Source organism: Lentzea guizhouensis (genome assembly GCF_001701025.1).
GTDB classification, from domain to species: Bacteria; Actinomycetota; Actinomycetes; order Mycobacteriales; family Pseudonocardiaceae; genus Lentzea; species Lentzea guizhouensis.
This window is the reverse complement of record NZ_CP016793.1, coordinates 6,568,987-6,588,566: the sequence shown is the minus strand read 5'-3', so window position 1 is coordinate 6,588,566 and position 19,580 is coordinate 6,568,987. Positions and strand designations below refer to the sequence as shown.

Below are 19,580 nucleotides of genomic sequence, written 5' to 3'. Positions count from 1 at the left end.
GCCTCCGTCGAACGGAGGGCTTCCGCCCATCCGAGTTGGGGATAGCCTCATGCTATGGAACTGGAGATCCGCCACCTGCGGGCCATCTGCGCGATCGGCGACGCGGGCAGCCTGTCGCGCGCGGCGACCCAGCTCGGCATCTCCCAGCCGTCGCTGACGACGTTGCTGCAGCGGGTGGAACGCCTGGTCGGCGGCCGGTTGTTCGAGCGCGGCCGGGCCGGTGCCGAACCCACGCCGCTGGGTGCGCAGATGCTCCAACGCGCCCGGTTGCTGCTGGTGGAGCTGGACGCGTTCGGTGCGTCCGTGGCCGGCCGCGGCGGGCCCGTGCGGTTCGGGTCGGTGCACATGGAGTGCGTCACAGCGCTGTACGCACGGCTTGAGGAGGCGTTGGACGACGTCACGCTGTACGTCGATCCGTCATCCACGGGCCTTGCGCTGGCGTTGGCCAACGGACACCTCGACGCCGCCGTGATCGCGGTGGACGAGGACGGTGATCTGGGGTTGCCGCGCGGTGTGGGGCAACGGGTCGTGGTGCCATGGGTGCCCGTGTACATCGCACTGCCCGATTCCCACCCGTTGGCTGACAGGGCCGAGGTGTCGTTGTCGGATCTCGCCGGTGAGGCGTGGGTGGGTCCTCCGGGGGCCGAGGACGGGTCGTTGACGGCGTTGCGGTCGGCCTGCCGGGCGGCCGGGTTCGTACCGCGGATCCGGTTCGAGGTGCCGAGCGGGGCCGGGCGGCAGCTGATCGCGGCGGGCAAGGCGGTGCAGCTGGTCGAGCCGACGTCGCAGGGTGGTCCCGGGGTGGCGGTGCGGCCGTTGGCGGGGGCGCCGATGCGGATGCGGCTGGTGTTCTGCTGGCGGCGGGAGCGGCTGACCTGGGAGGAGGCCAGCCGCGTGTTCACCGACGTGCTGGAGGCCTACGCCGCGGCCGCCCTGGCCAGTCCGGTGTTCCGGCCGTGGTGGGAGGAACGCGGCGCGGCGCTCACAGCGAGCTGAGCCAGGCGTACCAGTCGCTGTCGTACCGGGTGCCGATGGTGCGCGTCAGGTGGTCGCGTGCCCCGGCCCAGTCACCGGTCCGGTAGTCCGCCAGCACCGCCGCGACGTCTCCCGGATGCCTCTCGACGAGGTACCGGACCGCGAGATAGCCCCAGTTGTAGACGCGCTTGGTGTCGTGGTCGTACGTCGTGTCGAAGAGCGCGCTCAACGCGTACGTCTGCTTCTTCGCCTCGGCGATCGCGTCGTCGTAGACCTCATTGCGATAGCTGTACGACAGGTACTCCGCGAACCCCTCGATCCACCACACGGTCGGCGTGCGCATGTTCTCCGCGAAGTCGCCGTACATGTCGAACCGGCCGTCGAGGTAGTGGGTGTACTCGTGGTTGAGGTTCCAGATCGCGAACGCCGGCAGCCAGTCGGCCTCGTGCGCGATGAACCGCGCCTGGTTGGCCGCCGGGTCGCCCTCCAGGTACATGCCGCCGTTGTTGGTGTCGATGTCGAACAGCACCCCGGCGTAGGTGCGGTAGTCGTCGCCGGTGTTGAAGACGACGACTTCGAGGGAGGTGTTCTGGTCGCCTGTCACGGGTCCGGGGTCGTTGACCGCCCGGTGGAACACGGCGTCCTGACCGGCCAGGCTGGCGCACGTCTGCCGCAGCTGGGTCGCGGACATCTGCTGGGCGCGGATCCGGAGGGTGGCACTGCAGGTGTGGCGGACGGTGAGCACCCGCCGGTCGATCTTGGTCTTGAAGTCGCAGGTGCCGTAGCGGCGGCAGTTCGCCTTGTCGTACCAGTCGACCATCTCCGCGACGCCCACCCACATCGGCGCCAGCCTGCCGACGACGTCACCGCGGGAGGCGAGGTCGACGAGCAGCGGGCGCGTGGCCGGGACGAGGGTGCTGTGGCGGAGGAACCGGCCGAGCTCGCGGGTGGCGTTGTGAGTGAGGTAGGCGCGGTCGGTGCCGAAGAAGTCCAGGTGCCGGACCACGAACCGGCGCAGCGCGCGCAGGATCTCCGGGTAGGCCTGGACCGCCGGCACGAACTGCGCGTCGCCGTGGCCGTAGTAGAGCATGATCATGCCGGCGTGCACGGCCGCGTCGTCCTGCGCGGCGTCGAGCACCTGGACGAGTTTCCGCAGCTCGGTCGGGTAGTCGACGGCTGTTTCCGCGTAGATCGTGTTCTGCGGGCTGTGGTGCAGGTTCCTGGCGATCTCGGGCGGCAGCAGGGGGCCGCGGTCGTTCGCCGGTGCGGCCTGGGCAGGTGTTGGGACGAGCAGGGTGGCCAGCAGGGCCAGGACCAGGGCAGCTAATCGCATCGGTGTCCTCCGCAGGGTGTGAGGTGCCCGAAAGCGTCACACCGGCGGATGGCCCGCGAGCATCCCTACCCGTCATAGCTCGCTGCTATGACCTTCGACTGCCCCGCCACACGTACCGGCCAGGTCGATCGCGGCGGGCGGTCCGTCAGTCCGGCTTGGTCGGCTGCGCGAACACCAGGTGCCGCACCCGCGGCGACTCCTTCGCCAGCTCCCGCGCCACCTCCTGGTTCTGCCGGTCCACCACGGTCCCCCGCTCCAGGTGCTGGCGCAGGTGCTCCTGCCAGGTCGCCACCGTGAACGTCTCCAGGAACACCTCCGGCTGCTCGGTGTCCCGGAAGAGCCCCCACATCGTCGCCCCGGTCCGCCGCCGCGCCCGCCCCACGCGTTGCATCGCCTCGACGAACGCGTCGTGGTTCTCCGCGTCGACCGGCCACTCGACGGTGACCAGCACCGGACCGGCGTCGTTGTCGTCGAGCTGCGGCGGCTCGTCCCAGTAGGTGGCGGGCGTGACGTCGAGCGGGCGGTCGATCAGCGGCCACCAGCGGGTGGCGGCCAGGGCGAGCACCGCCATCGCCACCGCGGGCACGATCATCGCCTCCCGCAACCCGTAGGCGTCGGCGATCGCACCCCACAGCACCGCACCGAGCGCCTGGCCGCCCATCAGGATGAGCTGGTAGTAGGAGAGCGCGCGGGCCCTGGTCCAGGCCGGCAGCAGGACCTGGGCGCTCGCGTTGAACGTCGACAGGGTGGCGATCCAGCACGCACCCGTCAGCAGCATCGCCACCACGACCACGGCGAAGTCCGCCACCAGCACGGAGACGCTCGTGGCCGCCGCGTAGACGAACGTGGCCAGCAGCACCAGCGCGTTCTTCCCGATGCGCTGCAGCAGTTTCGGCACCAGGAACGCGCCGCCGATCGCACCGGCGCCGACGCTGCCGAGCAGGACGCCGTAGCCGCTCGCGTCGAGCTGCAACGGACCGCGCGCGATGGCCGGGAGCAGGGCCCACAGCCCGCTGCCGAAGACGATGAACAGCAACAGCCGCGTCAGCACCCGGCGGAACAGCGGCGAGCTGGCAACGTAACGCGCGCCGGTGCGCACCGCGGTGGTGATGTGCTCGGTCCCGAGTGGACGGTGGTCGGACGGACGGCGCCAGCGGCCCAGGACGATCAGGACGCCGATGAACGAGATGGTGTTGAACGCGAACGTGGCCTCCGGTCCGGCCAGCGCGATCAGCAGGCCGCCCAGTGCCGGGCCGATGGCACGGCCGACGTTCATGTTGACGCCGTTGAGCAGCGCGGCCTGCGGGATCTCCTCGCGCGAGACCAGCTCGGGCTGGATCGCCTGGAACGACGGCATCGACAGCGCCTGGCCGGCGCCCATCAAGGCGATCAGCGCGAGCAGGGTCGAGGGCGACGCGTTGCCGGTGCCGGCGAGCAGCATCAGGCCCGCGGCGCCGAGGAGCATGAGCGCCTGGCCGGACATCAGGACGTGGCGGCGGTCGAGGATGTCGCCGAGCGCGCCCGAGGGCACGACGAGCAGGAACACCGGCAGCGTGGTGGCCGTCTGGACGAGCGCGACCTGCAGGGCGGTGCCGCCGAGGTCGCCCATGAGCCACTGGGCGCCGACGGTCTGGGCCCAGGTCCCGATGTTGCTGGCGAACTGGGCGAGCCACAGGGCCCGGAAGGCACTGCGGCGCAGAGGTGCCCACGCGGAGACGGTCACGCACCGATCTTCACATCCCACCGGGCCGGGCGCCTCACGCGACCGTGACCGGGTGCCTCACCACCGCCCCGAACAGGTACCCCTGCGTGTTGAACGGCACCTCGTCCGGCTGCCCGGCCACCCGCGCCCGCAGCACGTGCGCACCGGGCGTCGCCACCCACGGCACCTGCCAGCGCGTCCACGCCCCGTGCGACACCGGGGTGGCCCGCCGCCACGTCCGGCCGTCCGTCGACACCTCGACCCGCCGCACCCCCGAAGGTGACCACGACCGTCCGGTCAGGACGTGCCGCCCCGCGGGCAGCGACGCGTCCCAGGCCAGCTCGAACGCGCTCTTCGCCACCTGCGTGGTCACCAACGTCCCCGAGGCCGGGTAGGAGGGCCCGACCAGGCGGTAGTACTGCGTGTCCCACGGCGAGTCGAGCGCCGTCGTCGACACCTCCAGCGACCCCAGCCACTTGATGCTCGCGATCCCGATCCACCCCGGCACCACCAGCCGCGCCGGGAAGCCGTGGTCAGGGGGCAGCGGTGCGCCGTTCATCTCGTAGGCGACCAGCACGTCGTCCAGCGCCTTCTCCACCGACAACGGCCGGCGCACGCGACCCAGGTTCACCCCGCCGGTCACGTACTCGTCGTCCAGCCCGACCGGCAGCACGTCGACCGCAGAGCGCCGCACCCCGGCCAGCCTCAGCAACGTCCGCAACGGCACCCCGCGCCACCGGGCGTTGCCGACCGCGCCCAGCTTCCACGGTGTCCCGGACACGGTCTGGCCCTGCTGCGAGGCGAAGAAGCTGCGGCCGTTGCCCGCGCACTCGATCAACGCCTCGACCGACACCCACGGCAGCGACTTCAAGTCCCGCAACGACAACGACAGCGGCCGCGCGACCCCGGACCCGAAGATCCGCAACCGCCATGAGACCGGGTCGATCGTCGGCGTGACCGTGTGGTTGCGCACGAAGAACTTCGACACCGGTGTCAGCTGACCGGTGTCACGCAACGCCTCCCAGCGCGTTTCGGCGTTCGTGCCGTGCACCACGAAGTCCGACGCGGGCAGTGGTTTCACGATCGGAGGAGTAGCAGCCCACGCCCGATGAGGCAGCACGGACAGGCCTGCCGCCAGCAGCACACCGCGTCGGGAGATCATGCGAACGACGGTAGTGAGGCACCGCAAGAGCCCGTCCCACAGAACGAGAAACGACCGGCTCCGCCCCGGAACGGCTTGAGCATGCTTTCCGGCCGGAGAAACACACATCAAGTGTGATTTGGACCACATTCCATCCGGAACGCGAGTGGTTTCGTGGCTGCGAAAACGTTGTCGAAGCCCGTTCGGGCGCTTAGCCGAGAGCGCTCCCACAACCTGGGGAAACGATCATCCGGGTGATCAGGTGTTCATCGGGGCGCGTCCGTTCGGTCAGACCGCCACCCGATGTGAACGCTCGTCTCAACTGGATGCACGTCAGATGAACCGTCAACCTTCGCCCGGCTTCTCCTCGATACTTCCCCGCATGTACATCGTCGGTGACGAAGCCAAGGTCAAGGGCGACGTTGTTCCACTCCGCGACACGGTCAGCTCCGGACAGGTGCAGCTCGACCCGGCGGCGGGCGAGGAGCTGCGCAAGCAACTGCAGGCCCAGATCGACCAGGTCGACCGGTGGCTGGAGCAGTCGGGCCACAGCATCGCCCGGCCCGCCGCGCTCGGTGCGAACCCGGTCGGCGACGCCATGCGCGACAAGTTCACCGACCGTGCCGCCGGTGAGCAGTACTCGTTCGTCGGCGTGATGACCGCGTACCGCACGGTGCTGGAACAGACCAGGACGTCCGTCGTCGAGGCGATCGAGAACTTCACCCGCCTCGACGAGGAAACCCAGACCGAACTCAGGAAACTCACCAACAGCTGATCCACACCGAAAGCGAGATCGAGCCGGTCATGCCCCCCGAGACCGTCCCGCCCGAGAACGTCCCCGTTCTCACCGACCCGCAGAACTGGGCCTCGCGGTCGCACCCGGACCTCTACGCCGCGGTGCACTACAACAACGACCCCGGCCAGGCCGGCCAGATCGGTTCCGAGTGGGGCCGCTACGGCACCGAGCTCACCGAGGCCGCCCGCGCCATCACCAAGGTCATCACCGACTCGGAGACCAAGTGGACCGGTGACGCCGCCGAGGGTGCCCGTGCCGCGATGAAGAGGCTCTCCGACTGGGTGGACGAGACCGCGCGCACCGCCGTGCAGGTCGGTGACAAGGTCGCCGAGCAGGGTCGCGTGATGGAGAACGCGCGCGCCCAGATGCCCGCGCCCGTCCAGTTCGACTACGACCAGGCCGCCGCCGCGCTGTCCCAGCCGGGCACCGCCGCGTTCGCGCTGGCCACCATCGACATCGCCGTCACGAACGCGCGCTCGCGGGCCGCCCACGACCAGGCCGTCGCCGTGATGACCACGATGGAGAACAACTCCCGGCAGATCGACACGTCGACGCCCGCGTTCACGCCGCCGTTCAACCCGAACACCGGTGAGGTCGAGCAGCCGGTGCCGGCGGCCAGGATGCTGGCGGGCACGCCCACGTTCGGCAGCGCCGACGCCCTGACGGCCACGCACGCCGCGAGCGCTCCTTCCGTCGCCACGGCACCCACGCCGACCGGTGCGTCCGGCGGGGTTCCGCAGGGTGGCGCCGGCTACCAGCCCGCCGCGGCGAGCTACACCCCGCAGACCGGCGCGGGTGGTGGCGGCGGTGGCGGCGTCACCATGCCGACCCCGCAGCCCTACAGCTCCGGCAGCACGAACACGGCCGGTGCGACCTACACGCCGCAGAACCCGGCGACGTACACACCGCAGCTCCCCCAGGGCGGCGGTAACACGTACACGGGTGGCACGGACTACAAGCCGCAGTACCCGACCGGCACGCCGTACACGGGCCCCGGCCCGACGCCGCGCCCGCAGGTGCCGAGCAGCCTCACCAACCCCGGCAACTACCTGCCGAAGGACACCCCGCTGCCCAAGGGCACGACCCCGCCGTTCGGCACCGGTCCCGGCGGCACGGGTCCCGGCGGCTCCGGTCCGGGCGGTGCCGGTGGCGGTCCGTCGGCGTTCAAGGCGGCCCGGTGCCGAGCTTCAGCGGTGGCGCGGGTGCCGGTGCGTTCGGCGGCGGTCCCGGCGGCGGTGGTGCCGGTCCGATGCAGGCCGGTGGCGGCGCGGGTGTGCAGGGCCAGCCCGGTGTCCGACCCGGCGTGCCGATGGCGGTTCCCGGCGGCGCAACGGCGGCCGGAGCCGGCATGGCCGGTGCACCGATGGGTGGACCTCAGGGCGGCAAGGGCGAGGAGGACAAGGAGCACAAGTCCGCGAGCTACATCATGGGCGGTGACCTGTTCGACATGCCCGGCGCGGACCTGCCGCCCTCGGTGATCGGTGCCGGCAAGCAGAAGAAGAAGGGGCTCGAGCCGTCGTGATCTCGCCTGAGTACCTGCTGTCGTCGCGTGAGTTCGAGGTGTTGTGGCAGACGCTGCGCCTCGGCCGGATGCCCTACCCGCTGGACGTGCCCAGCGAGGGTGACACCGAGTCGGAGCGCAAGGCGCTGCAGGACAGAACGCTCGCCGGCCTGAGGGACAGAGGCCTGGCGGGCGACCGGCGGCTGGAGGACCTCCTGCGGCTGCTGAACGACCACGAGGTGTCCGTGGACGCCGTGGCGGGCCTGGACCGGCCGCTGCGGGCGCTCGCGGCCTCCGACGGCGAGCAGGGCGTGCTGGCGATCATCGATGACGACAAGGTGGGCCTGGTGGAGATCAGGCCGACCGGGCTCGCCCGCGAGATCGTCCGGATGCTGCCCGACGGCGACCCCGGCCCCGGCAACTCGCTGTCCATCCGGGCGGCAACCCTGCAGGAGGCCGTCGCGTTGCAAGAGGCAGAGGACGACGACGATTCCGAGGACCCGTGGGGGTCGGCCGACGAGGAGATGGACGACCAGCAGGCGCTGCAGCGCGCCGGTCTGTCCTCCCAGGACGCTCGCCAGCTGGAGGAGCTCGCCTCCAACCGGGTCGCGGGCGGCCAGTTCGGCGTGACGCACCGGCGCGAACGGTCGAACGTCGTCATCAACTGGTTCGACACGCACCAAGGCCGCTACCTGGTGGTCAACTCCGACGGGTGGCTGAGCCTCTCGCCGACCGACAACGACCGCATCGCAACGCGCATCGACGCAGTGCTGGCATGAGAGGGAATCTTGTGGACCCGTTGGCTCCCATAGACGGACGCCAGATGGCCGGGGTGGACCCGGACCGCTGGATGCAGGACATGGAGGCGAAGGTCGCCGACCTGTCCGCCAAGTCCGCCCAGCTGCGTGACGACATGACGAACGCGTCGGCGACCGTGCTGTCCAAGGACCACGCGGTGCAGGTGACGATCGCGCCCACCGGTGCGCTGCAGAACATCCAGCTGACCGACCACGCGGCCGGCATGAGCCCGCAGCGGTTGCAGGCCTCGATCATGGAGGCGGTCGCGAAGGGACAGCGTGCCGCCTCGGAACGGATGATCGAGGCGTTCGCCCCGCTCGGCGTGGGCACCGAGTCGATGGACCTGGTCCTCTCCTACATCCCCCCGCCCGTGGAGGACGAGGAGGAGGACTTCAACCACGACCGGTACGACGAGTACGAGGAAGAGCCGCAGCAAGCCCCGCCCGCCGCACCGCAGGCAGCTCCCCCGGCCTGGGGCCAGGCAGCTCCCCCGGCCTGGCCGCAGGCGGCACCGCCGGCCCCGCAGGCACCGCCCTCGCGGCGTCCGCGGCCCGCAGACGACGACGATGACGAGGACGGCCAGCCGTGGTGACCACCACTGATCGAGGGGGACTCCGATGACCGGTCAGTTCACCGTCGACCCCGAGGACCTGAAGGCGTTCGCGAACAACCTGGACACCCTGGTCAGCCAGCTGGAGACGTCGAAGGGCGTCCTCGGAAGCGTGCACTTCGACCCGCTGGTGTTCGGCATCGTCGGCCAGATCTTCGCCGCCGCCGCGCGCGTCGAGGTCAAGAAGGCCGAGGAGTGCATCGGCAAGTACGAGGCCGGGTTGCGCGAGGCCGCGAAGAACACTCGCCTGACCGCTGACACGTACACCAACAGCGACCAGGGCAACGCCAACACGTTCAGCGGAGGCGCATGATGGTGCAGGGCCTCACCTGGACCCCTGGCTTCGGCGAGGGCACGGAGTTCAACGACAAGTTCTCCGGCGCCGGCATGCTCGACACGATCATGGGTCTCAAGAAGGCGGTCGACGACAACGACAAGGCCGCCATCGCCGCGTACAGCGTCGGTCTGGCGTTCGACGTCGTCGGTGCCGCGCTGAACCCGCTCGGCGCGGTCATCGGCGCCGGTGTCGGCTGGCTGATCGACCACATCGCCTTCCTGCGCGAACCCCTCGACCTGCTGGTGGGCGACAACATCGCCATCCGCCAGGAGACCGAGAAGGTCAAGGAGGACGCCAAGCAGTACGAGGGCATCGCGACCGCCCACCTCGACGCGCTGAAGAAGCTCGACGGCTGGATTGGCCAGACCGCCGACAACTTCCGCGCCTCGATGGCGCAGGTCGCCAAGGAGATGGAGGCGATCGGTTCGTCGATCCACTCCTCCGCGAAGCTCATGGCGACCATGGGCGCGTGCGTCACCGCCGTGCGTTCGCTGGTGCGCGACATCATCGCCATGGTGATCGGCAACCTGATCGGTGGCGCGCTCATCGCCGCCGGTCTCGCGCCCATCACCTTCGGTGCCTCGATCGTCGCGTTCGTCGGCGTCGCGGTCGCGACCGCGGTGCAGGCGGTCTCCCGGATCATGAACCACGTCACCAAGCTGAAGTCGGTGATGTCGTCGTCCGCGAAGTCGGCCGACGACCTCGGCGAGGCGCTGGTCAAGCTGTCCGACGACGCCGGGCGGTTCGGCAAGGGCGGCGGCTCGGCCGACGTCCCGGCCCCGCCGCCGGTCAAGGGCCCGACGACCGACGCACCGACCCCGACCGGTGGTTCGGGTAGCGGACCGAAGCCCCCCAGTGGCGACGCGCCGCCCGTGCAGAAGCCGCCGGAGGTCAACGGCGGTGGTGGCGGTGCTGGTGGCGGCAAGCCGCCCGCCGGGGACACGCCTCCCGTGCAGAAGCCGCCGGAGGTCGACACGCCGCCGGCGACCAAGCCGCCGGAGACCGGTGGCGGGAACACCGGCACGGCCGGTGCGAAGCCGCCGGAGGTCCCGCCGGTCAAGGACGTGCCGGCGCCGACTCCGCCTCCGGTCACCAAGCCGCCGACGGACGTTCCGACGCCCGCCGGTGCCCAGTGGTGGTGCCGGCGGCACGCCGAAGCCGCCGCGGGTGGCGGTGGCGGTGCCGTGGTGGCATGCCGCCGCCTCCGAAGGTGGACACGCCGCCGCCTCCGAAGGTGGACACGCCGCCGCCTCCGAAGGTGGACACGCGCCGCCGCCTCCGAAGTGGACACGCCGCCGCCGAAGGTGGACATCCCGGCGCCGCCGAAGGCCGACGTCCCGCCGCCCCGTCGTGCCCAAGCCCGACGACGTGGTGCCAAGCCGGTGCCGAAGCCGGACGACGCGGCGCCGAAGCCTCCGGGTGCCGACACGGGTGCGCCAAGCCTCCTGGCCCGGACGCGCCCGGCGGCCCGGTGGCGCCACGCCGAAGCCCGACGACGCGGCCCCAAGCCGCCGGTGCCGACACGGTGCGCCCAAGCCTCCGGCACGGACGCCCCTGGCGGTCCTGGTGGCGCCACGCCGAAGCCCGACGACGCCGCGCCCAAGCCCCTGGGACGCACCCGCCGGTTCCGGCACGCCGAAGCCGGACGACGCGCCCAAGCCGCCCGGCTCGGATGCCCCGGGAACGCCCAAACCGGACGACGCGGCCCCGAAGCCGCCCGGTTCGGACGCGCCGGGAGCGCCCGGCACCGGTGGCTCGAAGCCGCCGTTCTCCTGGGCCGAGGTCAAGAACCACGTCGACGACCTCAGCAAGTACGGCAAGGAGCACCTGGAGAACGTGCTCACCACCAAGTTCGGCAAGACCCCCGAGGAAGCAGCCGGCATCAGCCAGTGGATCAAGAACTTCGAGGAGCTCGCCGCACCGGGTGGCCACTTCACGGTGGCCGGCAAGGCGTTCGCCTCGGGCACCGCGCTGCACATGGTCCACGAGCTCTGGAAGGAGCTCGCCGCGGACCAGCACTCGCAGAAGGGGGACGCCGGCTACCTCGGTGACCTCAAGGAGTACAACGCACGGAACTGACAGCTGACCGAACGCGGGCGCACTCTTCGGAGGCGCCCGCGTTCTGCTGTCTCTGGTCAACCAGACGGGTGATGGGGGAAGATGTGCGTGACCGAATCGAGACGCGGCCAGAACACCGTTTATTCCCCCATGTGATTTGGGACACACACGCCCCTGGTCAAGGTCCGTTTCGGTGACGTGAACAGAGCTCCGGTGCCCGTTCGGGCAGTTACCGGAGAGCGCTTCCACAACCTGGGCAAACGATCTTCCCGATCATCGTCCGTTCACCTGCCGGTGGCCCGTTTCGGTGTGACACAACGCATTGTGCACGTGGGTCTCAATTGGCGAAACAGGCGATAGTAGGTGAGCGCAGCACGGAAGAACACCTAATAATGCCCGCATGTACATCGTCGGTGACAACGACGCTGTCGCGCTCCGCGACACCGTCAGCTCGGGTCAGGTGCAAATCGACCCGACCGCGGGCGAAGAGCTGCGCAAGCAGCTGCAGGCCCAGATCGACCAGGTCGACTCGTGGCTCGAACGGTCGCGGTCCAGCATCACACGTCCGGCGCCCCTCGGCGCGAACCCGGTCGGCGACGCCATGCGGGACAAGTTCACCCATCGGGCCGAGGGTGAGCAGTACTCGTTCGTCAGCGTCATGACCGCGTACCGGACCGTGCTCGAGCAGACGAAGAACTCGGTCGTCGAGGCGATCGAGAACTTCACCAAGCTCGACGAGGAAACCCAGGCCGAACTGAAGAAGCTCACCAACAGCTGAGTTTGCCGTGCTGTTGGGCTCCTGAGCTGTCACCGACGCGAGAGGCGAGCCGGTCATGCCCCCCGAGACCGACCCGATGGACATCGAGAACAAGCCGGTCCTGACGGACCCGCAGAACTGGGCGGCGCGCTCGCACCCCGAGCTCTTCGCCGCCGTGCACAACAACAACGACCCCGGTCAGGCCGGCGAGATCGGCCACGAGTGGGGCAAGTACGGCTCGGAGCTGACCGAGGCCTCGCGCACGATCGGCCAGGTCATCACGAACTCCGAGTCCAAGTGGACCGGTGACGCCGCCGACGGTGCCCGCGCCGCGATGAAGAAGCTCGCGGACTGGGTCGACGAGACCGCGAAGACCGCCGTCGAGCTCGGCAACAAGGTCGCCGAGCAGGGCCGGGTCATGGAGACCGCCCGCGCGCAGATGCCGCAGCCGGTCCAGTTCGACTACAACCGCGCCGCCGCCGCGCTGTCGCAGCCGGGCACGCCCGCGTTCGTGCTCGCCTCCGCCGACATCGCCATGGCGAACGCCGCGTCCCGTGCCGCGCACGAGCAGGCCGTCACCGTCATGACGACCATGGAGAACAACTCGCGGCAGATCGACACCACGACGCCGACGTTCAAGCCTCCGTTCAACCCCGTCACCGGCGAGGTCGAGGAGCCGGTCTCGACGATGCACATGATGTCCGGCGCGCCGACGTTGCAGGGCGCCGACGGACTCATGGCGGCGCAGTCCGCCGGCGGTGCCGGTACCGCGACCGCACCCATGCCCACCGGTGCCTCCGGTGGCGTTCCGGCTGCCGGTGGCGTGCCCGCCGGCGCGGGTGTGAACACCCCGGCCGCGGCCGCGTACACGCCTTCGGCCCCCGGTTACGTCGACCCGGCCGCCGTCGGTGCCGGTGGCGCCGGTGGTGGAGGCGGCGGCAACTACACCCCGCAGATGCCGGGCTACAACCCGGGCAACACGAACGTGGCGGCCGCCAGCTACACGCCGACCGCGCCGGGCTACACCCCGCCGTCCAACGTCGGCGGCACCTACCCCAGCGGTGGCGGCGGCAACTACACGCCGCAGTTCCCGACCGGTGGCACCTACCCCGGCATGGGCCCCGGCTCCACGCCGCGCCCGAACAGCAGCACCTACACCCCGAACATCCCGAAGGTGCCGGTCGTCGGCAAGGACATCCCGAACCCGAACTACACGCCGCAGAACCCGAACGGGCCCAAGGGCATGACGCCGGGCTACACGCCGGGTGCCGGTGGTCCCGGCGGTGCCGGTGGCGGTGCGGGCGGCGGTGGCGGTGCGGGCGGCGCCGGTGCGTTCAAGGGTGGCGCGGTGCCGAACTTCGGCGGCGGCGTGCCGGTGGCGGCATGGGCGCCGGTGCCTTCGGTGGCGCGGGTGCCGGTGGCTCGGGCTCGATGCAGGCCGGTGGCTCGGCGGGCGTGATGGGCCAGCAGGGTGGCCGTCCCGGCATGCCGATGGGCATGCCCGCCGTCGGTGGCGCCGCGGCCGCGGGCATGGCGGGTGCCCCGATGGGTGGCGCGCCGATGGGCGGCAACCGCGAAGAGGACAAGGAACACCGCTCGGCCAGCTACATCATGGGCGGCGACCTGTTCGAGGTGCCGGGTGAGAACCTGCCGCCGTCGGTGATCGGTGCCGCGAAACCCAAGAAGCAGAAGGGCACCGAAACTCCGTGATCACGCCCGAGTACCTGCTCACGCCGCTGGAGTTCGACATCCTGTGGCACGAGCTGCGGCTGGGCCGGATGCCCTACCCGCTGGACGTGCCCAGCGAGGGCGACACCGAACAGGAACGCCGGGTGCTGCGGGACCGGACGCTGGCGGAGCTGCGCCAGCGCGGTCTGCACGGCGACGAGCGGCTCGAGGGCTTCCTGCGGCTGCTCGACGACCACGAGGTGTCGATCGACGCCGTCGTGGGCCTCGACCGCACCGTGCGGGCGCTCGCCGCGTCCGACCGCCAGCGGGCCGTGCTCGCGGTGATCGACGACGGCAGGATCGGGTTCGCGGAGATCCGCGAGACCGGTCTGGCCCGCGAGATCGTGCGGGTGCTGCCCGACGGTGAGCCCGGTCCCGGCACGGCGCTGTCGGTGCGGGTGGAGCAGCTGCACCAGGCCGTGGCGATCCGCGAGGCCGAGGCGGGCAAGGAGTCCGACGACCCCTGGGGCGAGGACAAGCTCGACGAGCAGCAGGCGCTGGTGCGGGCCGGGCTGTCCGCGAAGGACGCGACGCAGGTGGGTGAGCTCGCGGCCAACCGGGTCGCGGGCGGCCAGTTCGGGGTCACGCAGGGCCGGCAGCGCGCCGACGTCGTGATCAACTGGTTCGACACGCACGAGGGCCGCTACCTGATGGTCAACGCGGACGGCTGGCTGAGCCTGTCGCCGACCGACAACGGCCGCATCGCCACTCGCATCGACGCCGTGCTCGCGTAGCGCACGCATCTCTTGTAACACCGCCGCCGGAGGACGTTGTGGTCAACCCCGCGAACCCCACCCAGTGGGTCGAAGAGTACGAGGCCAAGCTGGCCGACCTGAAGAAGAAGTCCCAGGACCTCGAGGAGAACTTCGCCAACGCCAGTGCGACCGTCCAGTCGAAGGACGGCGCCGTGACGGTGACGGTGGGCCCCAACGGCGGCCTGCAGAACCTCGTCCTCGGGCACCGCGCGGTGGAGCTGGGCGCGCCCAAGCTGACCGCGTTGATCCTGGAGACCGCGCGCAAGGCGCAGAAGCAGGCGGCGAACCAGGTCCTGGAGCTCTTCAAGCCGCTCGGTGAGGGCACCGAGGCCTACCGGATGGTGTCCGACGCCATCCCGCAGGACGACGAAGAGCTCGACGAGACCGACGAGTACGACGAGATCGAGGAGGCGGAACCGGCACCGGCGCCCGCTCCCCCGGTCGCACCGCCCGCCGCCGCGCCCGCGCAGCCGGCTCCCGTCCGCGGCCGCTCCCGTGCGGCCGACGACGAAGACGACGACAACCAGCCGTGGTGACCGAAAGCAGGAACAGCAATGCCTGAAACTCCCATCGACTCCCCTCCCGGGATGCACATCACCGAGGAGAACAAGCTCAAGGGGTCGCTGTTCATCGAGGCCTACGGCAGCCTCATCGACGGCATCAGCAAGGACGCGGAGTCCGAGACCGAGAAGGCGCTGGACATCACGTTCAACGCGATCGGTGCGGCGTCGGCCACGGTGATGCTGGCGATCGACCCGCTGGGCAGCATCATCGGTGCCGGTGTCGGCTGGTTGATCGAGCACGTGTCGTTCCTGCGCGACGCCCTGAACCAGCTGATGGGCAACCCGGAGGAGATCCAGGCCAACGTCGAGGCGACGAAGGCCCGTGCCGCCGAGCTGCGCGTGCTGGCCGAGGACCACAAGAACGGCCTGGCGACGTTCGACGGCTGGACCGGTGAGTCGTCCGAGCGCTTCAAGGCGTCGATGGACGGCATGTACTCCGAGCTCGACGACCTGGCCAACGCCGTCGAGACCAAGGCCAAGATCACCGCGATCATGGGCATGCTGGTTACGGTGCTGCGCGACATCGTGCGCGACCTGATCGCCCAGCTGATCGGTTCGCTGATCGGTGGCGCCCTGATCGCCGCCGCCACGATGATCCCGACCTTCGGCGCCTCGATCCCGATCTTCATCGGCTTCGCGGTCGGCAAGGCCGTCGCGCTGGGCGTGAACATCGCCTCGCGCGTCGCCCGCGTCGTCGCGGCCCTGGGCCGGCAGATGAAGCGCATCGGCGACCTCGACGACATCATGGCGAAGGTCAGCAAGGGCTGGGAGCGGTTCGAGAACACGGCCGACGTCGCCGAGATCACCTACGAGGGTGTGAAGGCGTCGAACGACGTCGACAAGAAGATCGACGAAGCCCTGCAGAAGTAGTAGCCGCGTTCGCCGGAACCCCCTTTGCCGGGGTTCCGGCTTTCGCCGGTTTTCGGTGACTTGGAGAAGACCCGCTCATGGCCAAGGGGAACGTCAATCCCAACCCGACCCCGAATCCGGGGTCGAACCCGACGCCGTCCCCTTCGACGCCGTCGCCCGGTACCGGCAGCGGCGGGCCCACCGGCAACACGGGCTTCTCCATGAGCGACTCCTCGATGCAGGGGCTGGGCAACAAGGCGGGCGACTTCCAGTCCCGGCTGTCGGGCATCGCGAGCGGCCTGCGCGGCCTGAACTTCTCCGGCAACGCGCTGGGCCTCATCGGCCTGTTCGCCGTCCCCGCCCTGAACAACTCGAACGACAACGCCATCACCCAGGCCGACCGCGGCGCCAAGGCGTTCGGTGAGGTCCAGGCAGGCATCAAGGCCACCCACCAGACGCACGTCAACCTCGACAACAACATCGGCTCGGGCCTCAAGAGCGTCGACACGTCCACCAACGCCAAGCCGCCACCCGGCGCGGGCGTCACCGACTTCTCGAAGCCCGCGCCCGGCAGCGCCAACGCCAAGGGCCCGGACGCGATCAAGGGCGGTGGCGTGAACGTGCCGCCGGCCTCGGGCCAGGTGGGGCCGAAGGTGCAGGGGCCGGGTTCGGTCAAGGGCGGCGGGGTGAACGTTCCGGCTGCCTCGAAGGGTCCCGGCGGCCCTGCGGTCGGTGCGGCGCCGACCGTGAAGGGCGGGGGCGTCAACGTTCCCGGTGGCGGCAAGGGCGTGGGCGGTCCTTCGGTTGGCGCCGCGCCGACCGTGAAGGGCGGCGGGGTCAACGTTCCCGGTGGCGGCAAGGGTGTCGGCGGACCTTCCGTCGGCGCCGCACCCACCGTGAAGGGCGGCGGGGTCAACATCCCGACCGGTCCGTCGGGGATCGGCGGTCCTGCCGTCGGTGCCGCGCCGACGGTGAAGGGCGGGGGCGTCAACGTCCCGCCCGGTTCGAAGGGTGTCGGCGGTCCTGCGGTTGGCGCCGCACCCACCGTCAAGGGCGGCGGGGCCAACATCCCGACCGGTTCCCCGAAGGGCGTGGGCGGCCCCGGCTTCGTGCCACCGCCCGTGGTCGGCGGCAACCCCGGCGGCACCACCCCCAAACCCTCCACCGGCGGCCCCGGCAAGGGCGTGGGCCCGATCCCCGGCATCACCGGCGGCACCGCGGGAGGCCCCAAGCCCGGCAGCGGCGTAATCGGCGGCCCCCATCGCCCACCCCACCGGTCGGCGGCAAGGGCGGCTCCTCGGTCCCTTCCACTGGCGGCTCGAAGGGCGGCGGCGCCCCGATCTCCACCCCCGGCATCCCGGCGGCGGCTCGAAGGGCATCGGCACCACCCGACCGTCCCGGCCCGGCAGCGGCCGTGAACTCCCCGCCACCAACGCCGGTCCTCGCGGCTTCACCCACCCCGTCCTCCGTGGGCGGCGTGGGCGGTGCCCGATGGCAGGCGCCCCGATGGGCGGCGCCACCCCCGGCGCGGGCGCAGGCGGCGAACGAGGCGGCAACAAGTTCGGCGGCCCCGGCGGCTCCAAGGGCATCTTCGACGCCCCCAAGCCCGGCACGCCCGACAGCACGATCACGAAGGCCCCGCCTTCCTCTTCCTCCACCCCACCGCCGGCTCCGAAGCCGACGATCCCGGGGTCCTTCGGCTCGACTCCCGGCTCTCCTGGCTCCGTGCCCGGCTCCGGCCCTGGTTCCGTGCCCGGCACTTCCGGTTCCGCACCCGGCACTTCCGGTTCTGTGCCCGGCACTTCCGGTTCTGTGCCCGGCACTTCCGGTTCCGTGCCCGGCACCGGTCCGGGTGCAACCCCTGGCTCGGCTCCGGGTTCCACACCGGGTTCTCAACCGGGCACCACCCCACCCGCATCCGGAGCACCCCGCGGCGGCGTCCCCTCCACCCCAGGCGCCCTCGGCTCCACCCCACCCGCAGCCGGCATGGCCCCACCCATGGCCCCGGCGCCACCCGAGCACCGCAGGCGGCGAACGCGGCGGCAACAAGTTCGGCACCCCACCCCGGCGCCGGCAAGGGCGTCTTCGACGCCCGAAGCCCCCACCCCGACAGCACCATCACGAAGGCCCACCTTCGTCGACCTCAACCCACCGCCACCCCGAGGTCGAGCTTCACCGCCCACCGGTGCCGCCTCCTTCCACCTCCACGCCGTCGACGTCCGCGCCTTCCACCTCCACGCCGTCGACGTCCGCCTTCCGCCTCAACGCCGTCGACGACCACGCCTTCTCCAAACACGTCCAACACCCGTCCTCAAACGCGCCTTCGACGCCCCCTCCGGCCTCGAACACGCCATCGGGCAAGCCCGGCACGCCATCGCCAACGCCCGGCATGCCATCGCCGACGCCTGGCACCCCATCGCCGACGCCCGGCGCTCCATCGCCGACGCCCGGCGCCGCGACGCCCACCCCCACGCCGGCCACCAACACGCCGCCGTCGAACACCCCGTCGTCCAACACGCCGTCGTCCAACGCGACCACCCCGCCTGCTCAGTCGCGTCCTGCACCGACCGCACCTCCGGTGGCACCGCCGCTCAACACCCCGTCGACCAGCGCCCCGCCGACGAGCACGCCTTCGGCGAACACCCCGCCGAGCAGCACCCCCTCGACGAACGCTCCGTCGAGCAGCACTCCCTCGACCAGCGCCCCGTCGACCAACGCCCCGTCGACCAACACTCCCTCGGCCAACCCGCCTGCGGCCAACACGCCGCCGAGCAACACCCCACCGGCGAACACGCCGCCGCCCAAGGCAACGGCTCCGTCGCCGATGCCGAGCACGAACGTGCCGTCGCCGACCCCGAACTCCCCTTCGCCGACGCCCACGTCGAACACCCCGTCGCCGACGCCGAACACGCCCCCGGCCAACACCCCGCCGCCCAGCACGCCTCCGGTCAATCCCCCGTCGACGAACACTCCCCCAGCGACCACCCCGCCGGTCAACACCCCGTCGACCAACGCCCCCTCGACGAACCCGCCGCCCAACGCACCGTCCACGACCCCGCCGTCGACGAACGTTCCCCCGGCCAACACGTCGCCGAACCCGAACTCCAACCCCAGCGCCAACACGCCGCCGCCCGCTCAGCCGCGGCCCGCACCGACGCCACCGCCTGTCGCGCCGCCGGTCAACACCCCACCGGTCAACACGCCCTCGCCTACCCCGAGCGCGCCTCCAGTCACCTCACCGGCGCCGACCCCCAGCGCGCCTCCGGTGAACACCCCCGCGGCGAACACCCCACCGGTGAACACGCCGTCCCCCACGCCCAACCCCTCACCGGCGCCGAACCCCAACACGCCACCGGCCAACGCGCCCTCGCCCACCCCGAGCACCCCGCCGGTGAACACTCCCGCGCCCAACCCCAACACGCCGCCCGTCAACACCCCAGCGCCCAACACCAACACCCCGCCGGCCAACACGCCCTCACCGGCGCCCAACACCGCGTCGCCGAACCTCAACGCGAACACGCCTCCGCCCGCCCAGCCGAAGCCTGGGCCCGACACGAACACGCCGCCGGTCAACCAGCCGACGAACGTTCCGCCGGCGAACCCCGCGCCCAACACCCCGAGCCCGGCGCCGAACACCAGCACGCCGAACCCTGCGCCCAACCAGAACACGCCGAGCC

General features: G+C 71.2%; 20 protein-coding genes. 14 read left to right on the top strand and 6 right to left on the bottom strand.

Going from position 1 to position 19,580, the window contains the following annotated elements; all coding sequences use genetic code 11:
• Positions 1 to 54 precede the first annotated feature (54 nt).
• On the top strand, positions 55 to 996 hold the full coding sequence (locus tag BBK82_RS31930) for a LysR family transcriptional regulator (RefSeq protein ID WP_065918314.1): 942 nt from the start codon (positions 55 to 57) through the stop codon (positions 994 to 996).
• Here BBK82_RS31930 and BBK82_RS31925 read toward each other — a convergent pair.
• The 3 genes from BBK82_RS31925 to BBK82_RS31915 form a co-directional block, all read right to left on the bottom strand.
• Positions 983 to 2,308: a collagenase gene (locus tag BBK82_RS31925; RefSeq protein ID WP_065918313.1), complete on the bottom strand. Its 1,326-nt coding sequence runs from the start codon at positions 2,306 to 2,308 to the stop codon at positions 983 to 985. The two genes, BBK82_RS31930 and BBK82_RS31925, sit on opposite strands and share 14 nt — an antisense overlap.
• A 145-nt stretch (positions 2,309 to 2,453) precedes the next feature.
• A complete protein-coding gene (locus BBK82_RS31920; RefSeq protein WP_083268292.1) occupies positions 2,454 to 4,031 on the bottom strand; it encodes an MFS transporter in 1,578 nt (525 codons plus the stop codon).
• A gap of 34 nt (positions 4,032 to 4,065) precedes the next feature.
• Positions 4,066 to 5,172, bottom strand: coding sequence for a sulfite oxidase (locus BBK82_RS31915; RefSeq protein WP_065918311.1), 1,107 nt, complete (start codon positions 5,170 to 5,172; stop codon positions 4,066 to 4,068).
• 361 nt (positions 5,173 to 5,533) lie between these two features.
• On the opposite strand from BBK82_RS31915, the gene BBK82_RS31910 reads away from it, so the two are divergent.
• From BBK82_RS31910 to BBK82_RS31845, 13 genes are all read left to right on the top strand, one after another.
• Positions 5,534 to 5,926 carry a hypothetical protein gene (locus BBK82_RS31910; RefSeq protein WP_065918310.1) on the top strand — a complete coding sequence of 131 codons (393 nt, stop codon included), beginning with the start codon at positions 5,534 to 5,536 and terminating at the stop codon, positions 5,924 to 5,926.
• 29 nt (positions 5,927 to 5,955) lie between these two features.
• Positions 5,956 to 7,425, top strand: coding sequence for a PPE domain-containing protein (locus tag BBK82_RS31905; RefSeq protein WP_065918309.1), 1,470 nt, complete (start codon positions 5,956 to 5,958; stop codon positions 7,423 to 7,425).
• A gap of 40 nt (positions 7,426 to 7,465) precedes the next feature.
• Positions 7,466 to 8,227, top strand: coding sequence for an ESX secretion-associated protein EspG (locus BBK82_RS31900; protein ID WP_065918308.1), 762 nt, complete (start codon positions 7,466 to 7,468; stop codon positions 8,225 to 8,227).
• Between the two features lie 44 nt (positions 8,228 to 8,271).
• Positions 8,272 to 8,838, top strand: a complete 567-nt coding sequence (locus BBK82_RS31895; protein ID WP_065918307.1) for a YbaB/EbfC family nucleoid-associated protein — start codon at positions 8,272 to 8,274, stop codon at positions 8,836 to 8,838.
• 25 nt (positions 8,839 to 8,863) lie between these two features.
• The gene (locus BBK82_RS31890; RefSeq protein WP_065918306.1) at positions 8,864 to 9,169 is read left to right on the top strand and encodes a type VII secretion target; all 306 of its coding nucleotides are present in this window, start codon (positions 8,864 to 8,866) and stop codon (positions 9,167 to 9,169) included.
• The gene (locus tag BBK82_RS50750) at positions 9,166 to 11,244 is read left to right on the top strand and encodes a hypothetical protein (protein ID WP_154697617.1); all 2,079 of its coding nucleotides are present in this window, start codon (positions 9,166 to 9,168) and stop codon (positions 11,242 to 11,244) included. Before BBK82_RS31890 ends, BBK82_RS50750 begins: the two co-directional genes overlap by 4 nt.
• A gap of 407 nt (positions 11,245 to 11,651) precedes the next feature.
• A complete protein-coding gene (locus BBK82_RS31875) occupies positions 11,652 to 12,029 on the top strand; it encodes a hypothetical protein (RefSeq protein WP_065918303.1) in 378 nt (125 codons plus the stop codon).
• 55 nt (positions 12,030 to 12,084) lie between these two features.
• Entirely contained in the window at positions 12,085 to 13,467 is a 1,383-nt protein-coding gene (locus tag BBK82_RS31870; RefSeq protein ID WP_065918302.1) for a PPE domain-containing protein, read from the top strand.
• The gene (locus BBK82_RS31865; RefSeq protein ID WP_065918301.1) at positions 13,392 to 13,718 is read left to right on the top strand and encodes a hypothetical protein; all 327 of its coding nucleotides are present in this window, start codon (positions 13,392 to 13,394) and stop codon (positions 13,716 to 13,718) included. Before BBK82_RS31870 ends, BBK82_RS31865 begins: the two co-directional genes overlap by 76 nt.
• The gene (locus BBK82_RS31860; RefSeq protein ID WP_065918300.1) at positions 13,715 to 14,470 is read left to right on the top strand and encodes an ESX secretion-associated protein EspG; all 756 of its coding nucleotides are present in this window, start codon (positions 13,715 to 13,717) and stop codon (positions 14,468 to 14,470) included. The genes BBK82_RS31865 and BBK82_RS31860 overlap by 4 nt, the downstream gene beginning before the upstream one ends.
• A 38-nt stretch (positions 14,471 to 14,508) precedes the next feature.
• Positions 14,509 to 15,027 carry a YbaB/EbfC family nucleoid-associated protein gene (locus tag BBK82_RS31855; protein WP_065918299.1) on the top strand — a complete coding sequence of 173 codons (519 nt, stop codon included), beginning with the start codon at positions 14,509 to 14,511 and terminating at the stop codon, positions 15,025 to 15,027.
• Positions 15,028 to 15,045: 18 nt separating this feature from the next.
• On the top strand, positions 15,046 to 15,924 hold the full coding sequence (locus BBK82_RS31850; RefSeq protein ID WP_154697616.1) for a WXG100 family type VII secretion target: 879 nt from the start codon (positions 15,046 to 15,048) through the stop codon (positions 15,922 to 15,924).
• 77 nt (positions 15,925 to 16,001) lie between these two features.
• Positions 16,002 to 17,321 carry a hypothetical protein gene (locus BBK82_RS31845; RefSeq protein ID WP_154697615.1) on the top strand — a complete coding sequence of 440 codons (1,320 nt, stop codon included), beginning with the start codon at positions 16,002 to 16,004 and terminating at the stop codon, positions 17,319 to 17,321.
• Between the two features lie 754 nt (positions 17,322 to 18,075).
• On the opposite strand, the gene BBK82_RS31840 is transcribed toward BBK82_RS31845, so the two are convergent.
• From BBK82_RS31840 to BBK82_RS31830, 3 genes are read right to left on the bottom strand one after another with little or no spacing between them, the layout of a single operon-like run.
• Positions 18,076 to 18,432 (bottom strand): hypothetical protein, encoded by a 357-nt coding sequence (locus BBK82_RS31840; RefSeq protein ID WP_154697614.1) that lies wholly within the window; start codon positions 18,430 to 18,432, stop codon positions 18,076 to 18,078.
• A gap of 18 nt (positions 18,433 to 18,450) precedes the next feature.
• Entirely contained in the window at positions 18,451 to 19,026 is a 576-nt protein-coding gene (locus BBK82_RS31835) for a hypothetical protein (protein ID WP_065918295.1), read from the bottom strand.
• 12 nt (positions 19,027 to 19,038) lie between these two features.
• Entirely contained in the window at positions 19,039 to 19,572 is a 534-nt protein-coding gene (locus BBK82_RS31830; RefSeq protein ID WP_065918294.1) for a hypothetical protein, read from the bottom strand.
• Positions 19,573 to 19,580 lie beyond the last annotated feature (8 nt).

Coding starts and splice junctions, on each gene's coding strand:
- BBK82_RS31930 (WP_065918314.1), top strand. CDS start 55: ATGGAACTGGAGATCCGCCACCTGCGGGCCATCTGCGCGATCGGCGAC.
- BBK82_RS31925 (WP_065918313.1), bottom strand. CDS start 2,308: ATGCGATTAGCTGCCCTGGTCCTGGCCCTGCTGGCCACCCTGCTCGTC.
- BBK82_RS31915 (WP_065918311.1), bottom strand. CDS start 5,172: ATGATCTCCCGACGCGGTGTGCTGCTGGCGGCAGGCCTGTCCGTGCTG.
- BBK82_RS31910 (WP_065918310.1), top strand. CDS start 5,534: ATGTACATCGTCGGTGACGAAGCCAAGGTCAAGGGCGACGTTGTTCCA.
- BBK82_RS31905 (WP_065918309.1), top strand. CDS start 5,956: ATGCCCCCCGAGACCGTCCCGCCCGAGAACGTCCCCGTTCTCACCGAC.
- BBK82_RS31895 (WP_065918307.1), top strand. CDS start 8,272: ATGGCCGGGGTGGACCCGGACCGCTGGATGCAGGACATGGAGGCGAAG.
- BBK82_RS31890 (WP_065918306.1), top strand. CDS start 8,864: ATGACCGGTCAGTTCACCGTCGACCCCGAGGACCTGAAGGCGTTCGCG.
- BBK82_RS50750 (WP_154697617.1), top strand. CDS start 9,166: ATGATGGTGCAGGGCCTCACCTGGACCCCTGGCTTCGGCGAGGGCACG.
- BBK82_RS31875 (WP_065918303.1), top strand. CDS start 11,652: ATGTACATCGTCGGTGACAACGACGCTGTCGCGCTCCGCGACACCGTC.
- BBK82_RS31870 (WP_065918302.1), top strand. CDS start 12,085: ATGCCCCCCGAGACCGACCCGATGGACATCGAGAACAAGCCGGTCCTG.
- BBK82_RS31865 (WP_065918301.1), top strand. CDS start 13,392: ATGGGCGCCGGTGCCTTCGGTGGCGCGGGTGCCGGTGGCTCGGGCTCG.
- BBK82_RS31850 (WP_154697616.1), top strand. CDS start 15,046: ATGCCTGAAACTCCCATCGACTCCCCTCCCGGGATGCACATCACCGAG.
- BBK82_RS31845 (WP_154697615.1), top strand. CDS start 16,002: ATGGCCAAGGGGAACGTCAATCCCAACCCGACCCCGAATCCGGGGTCG.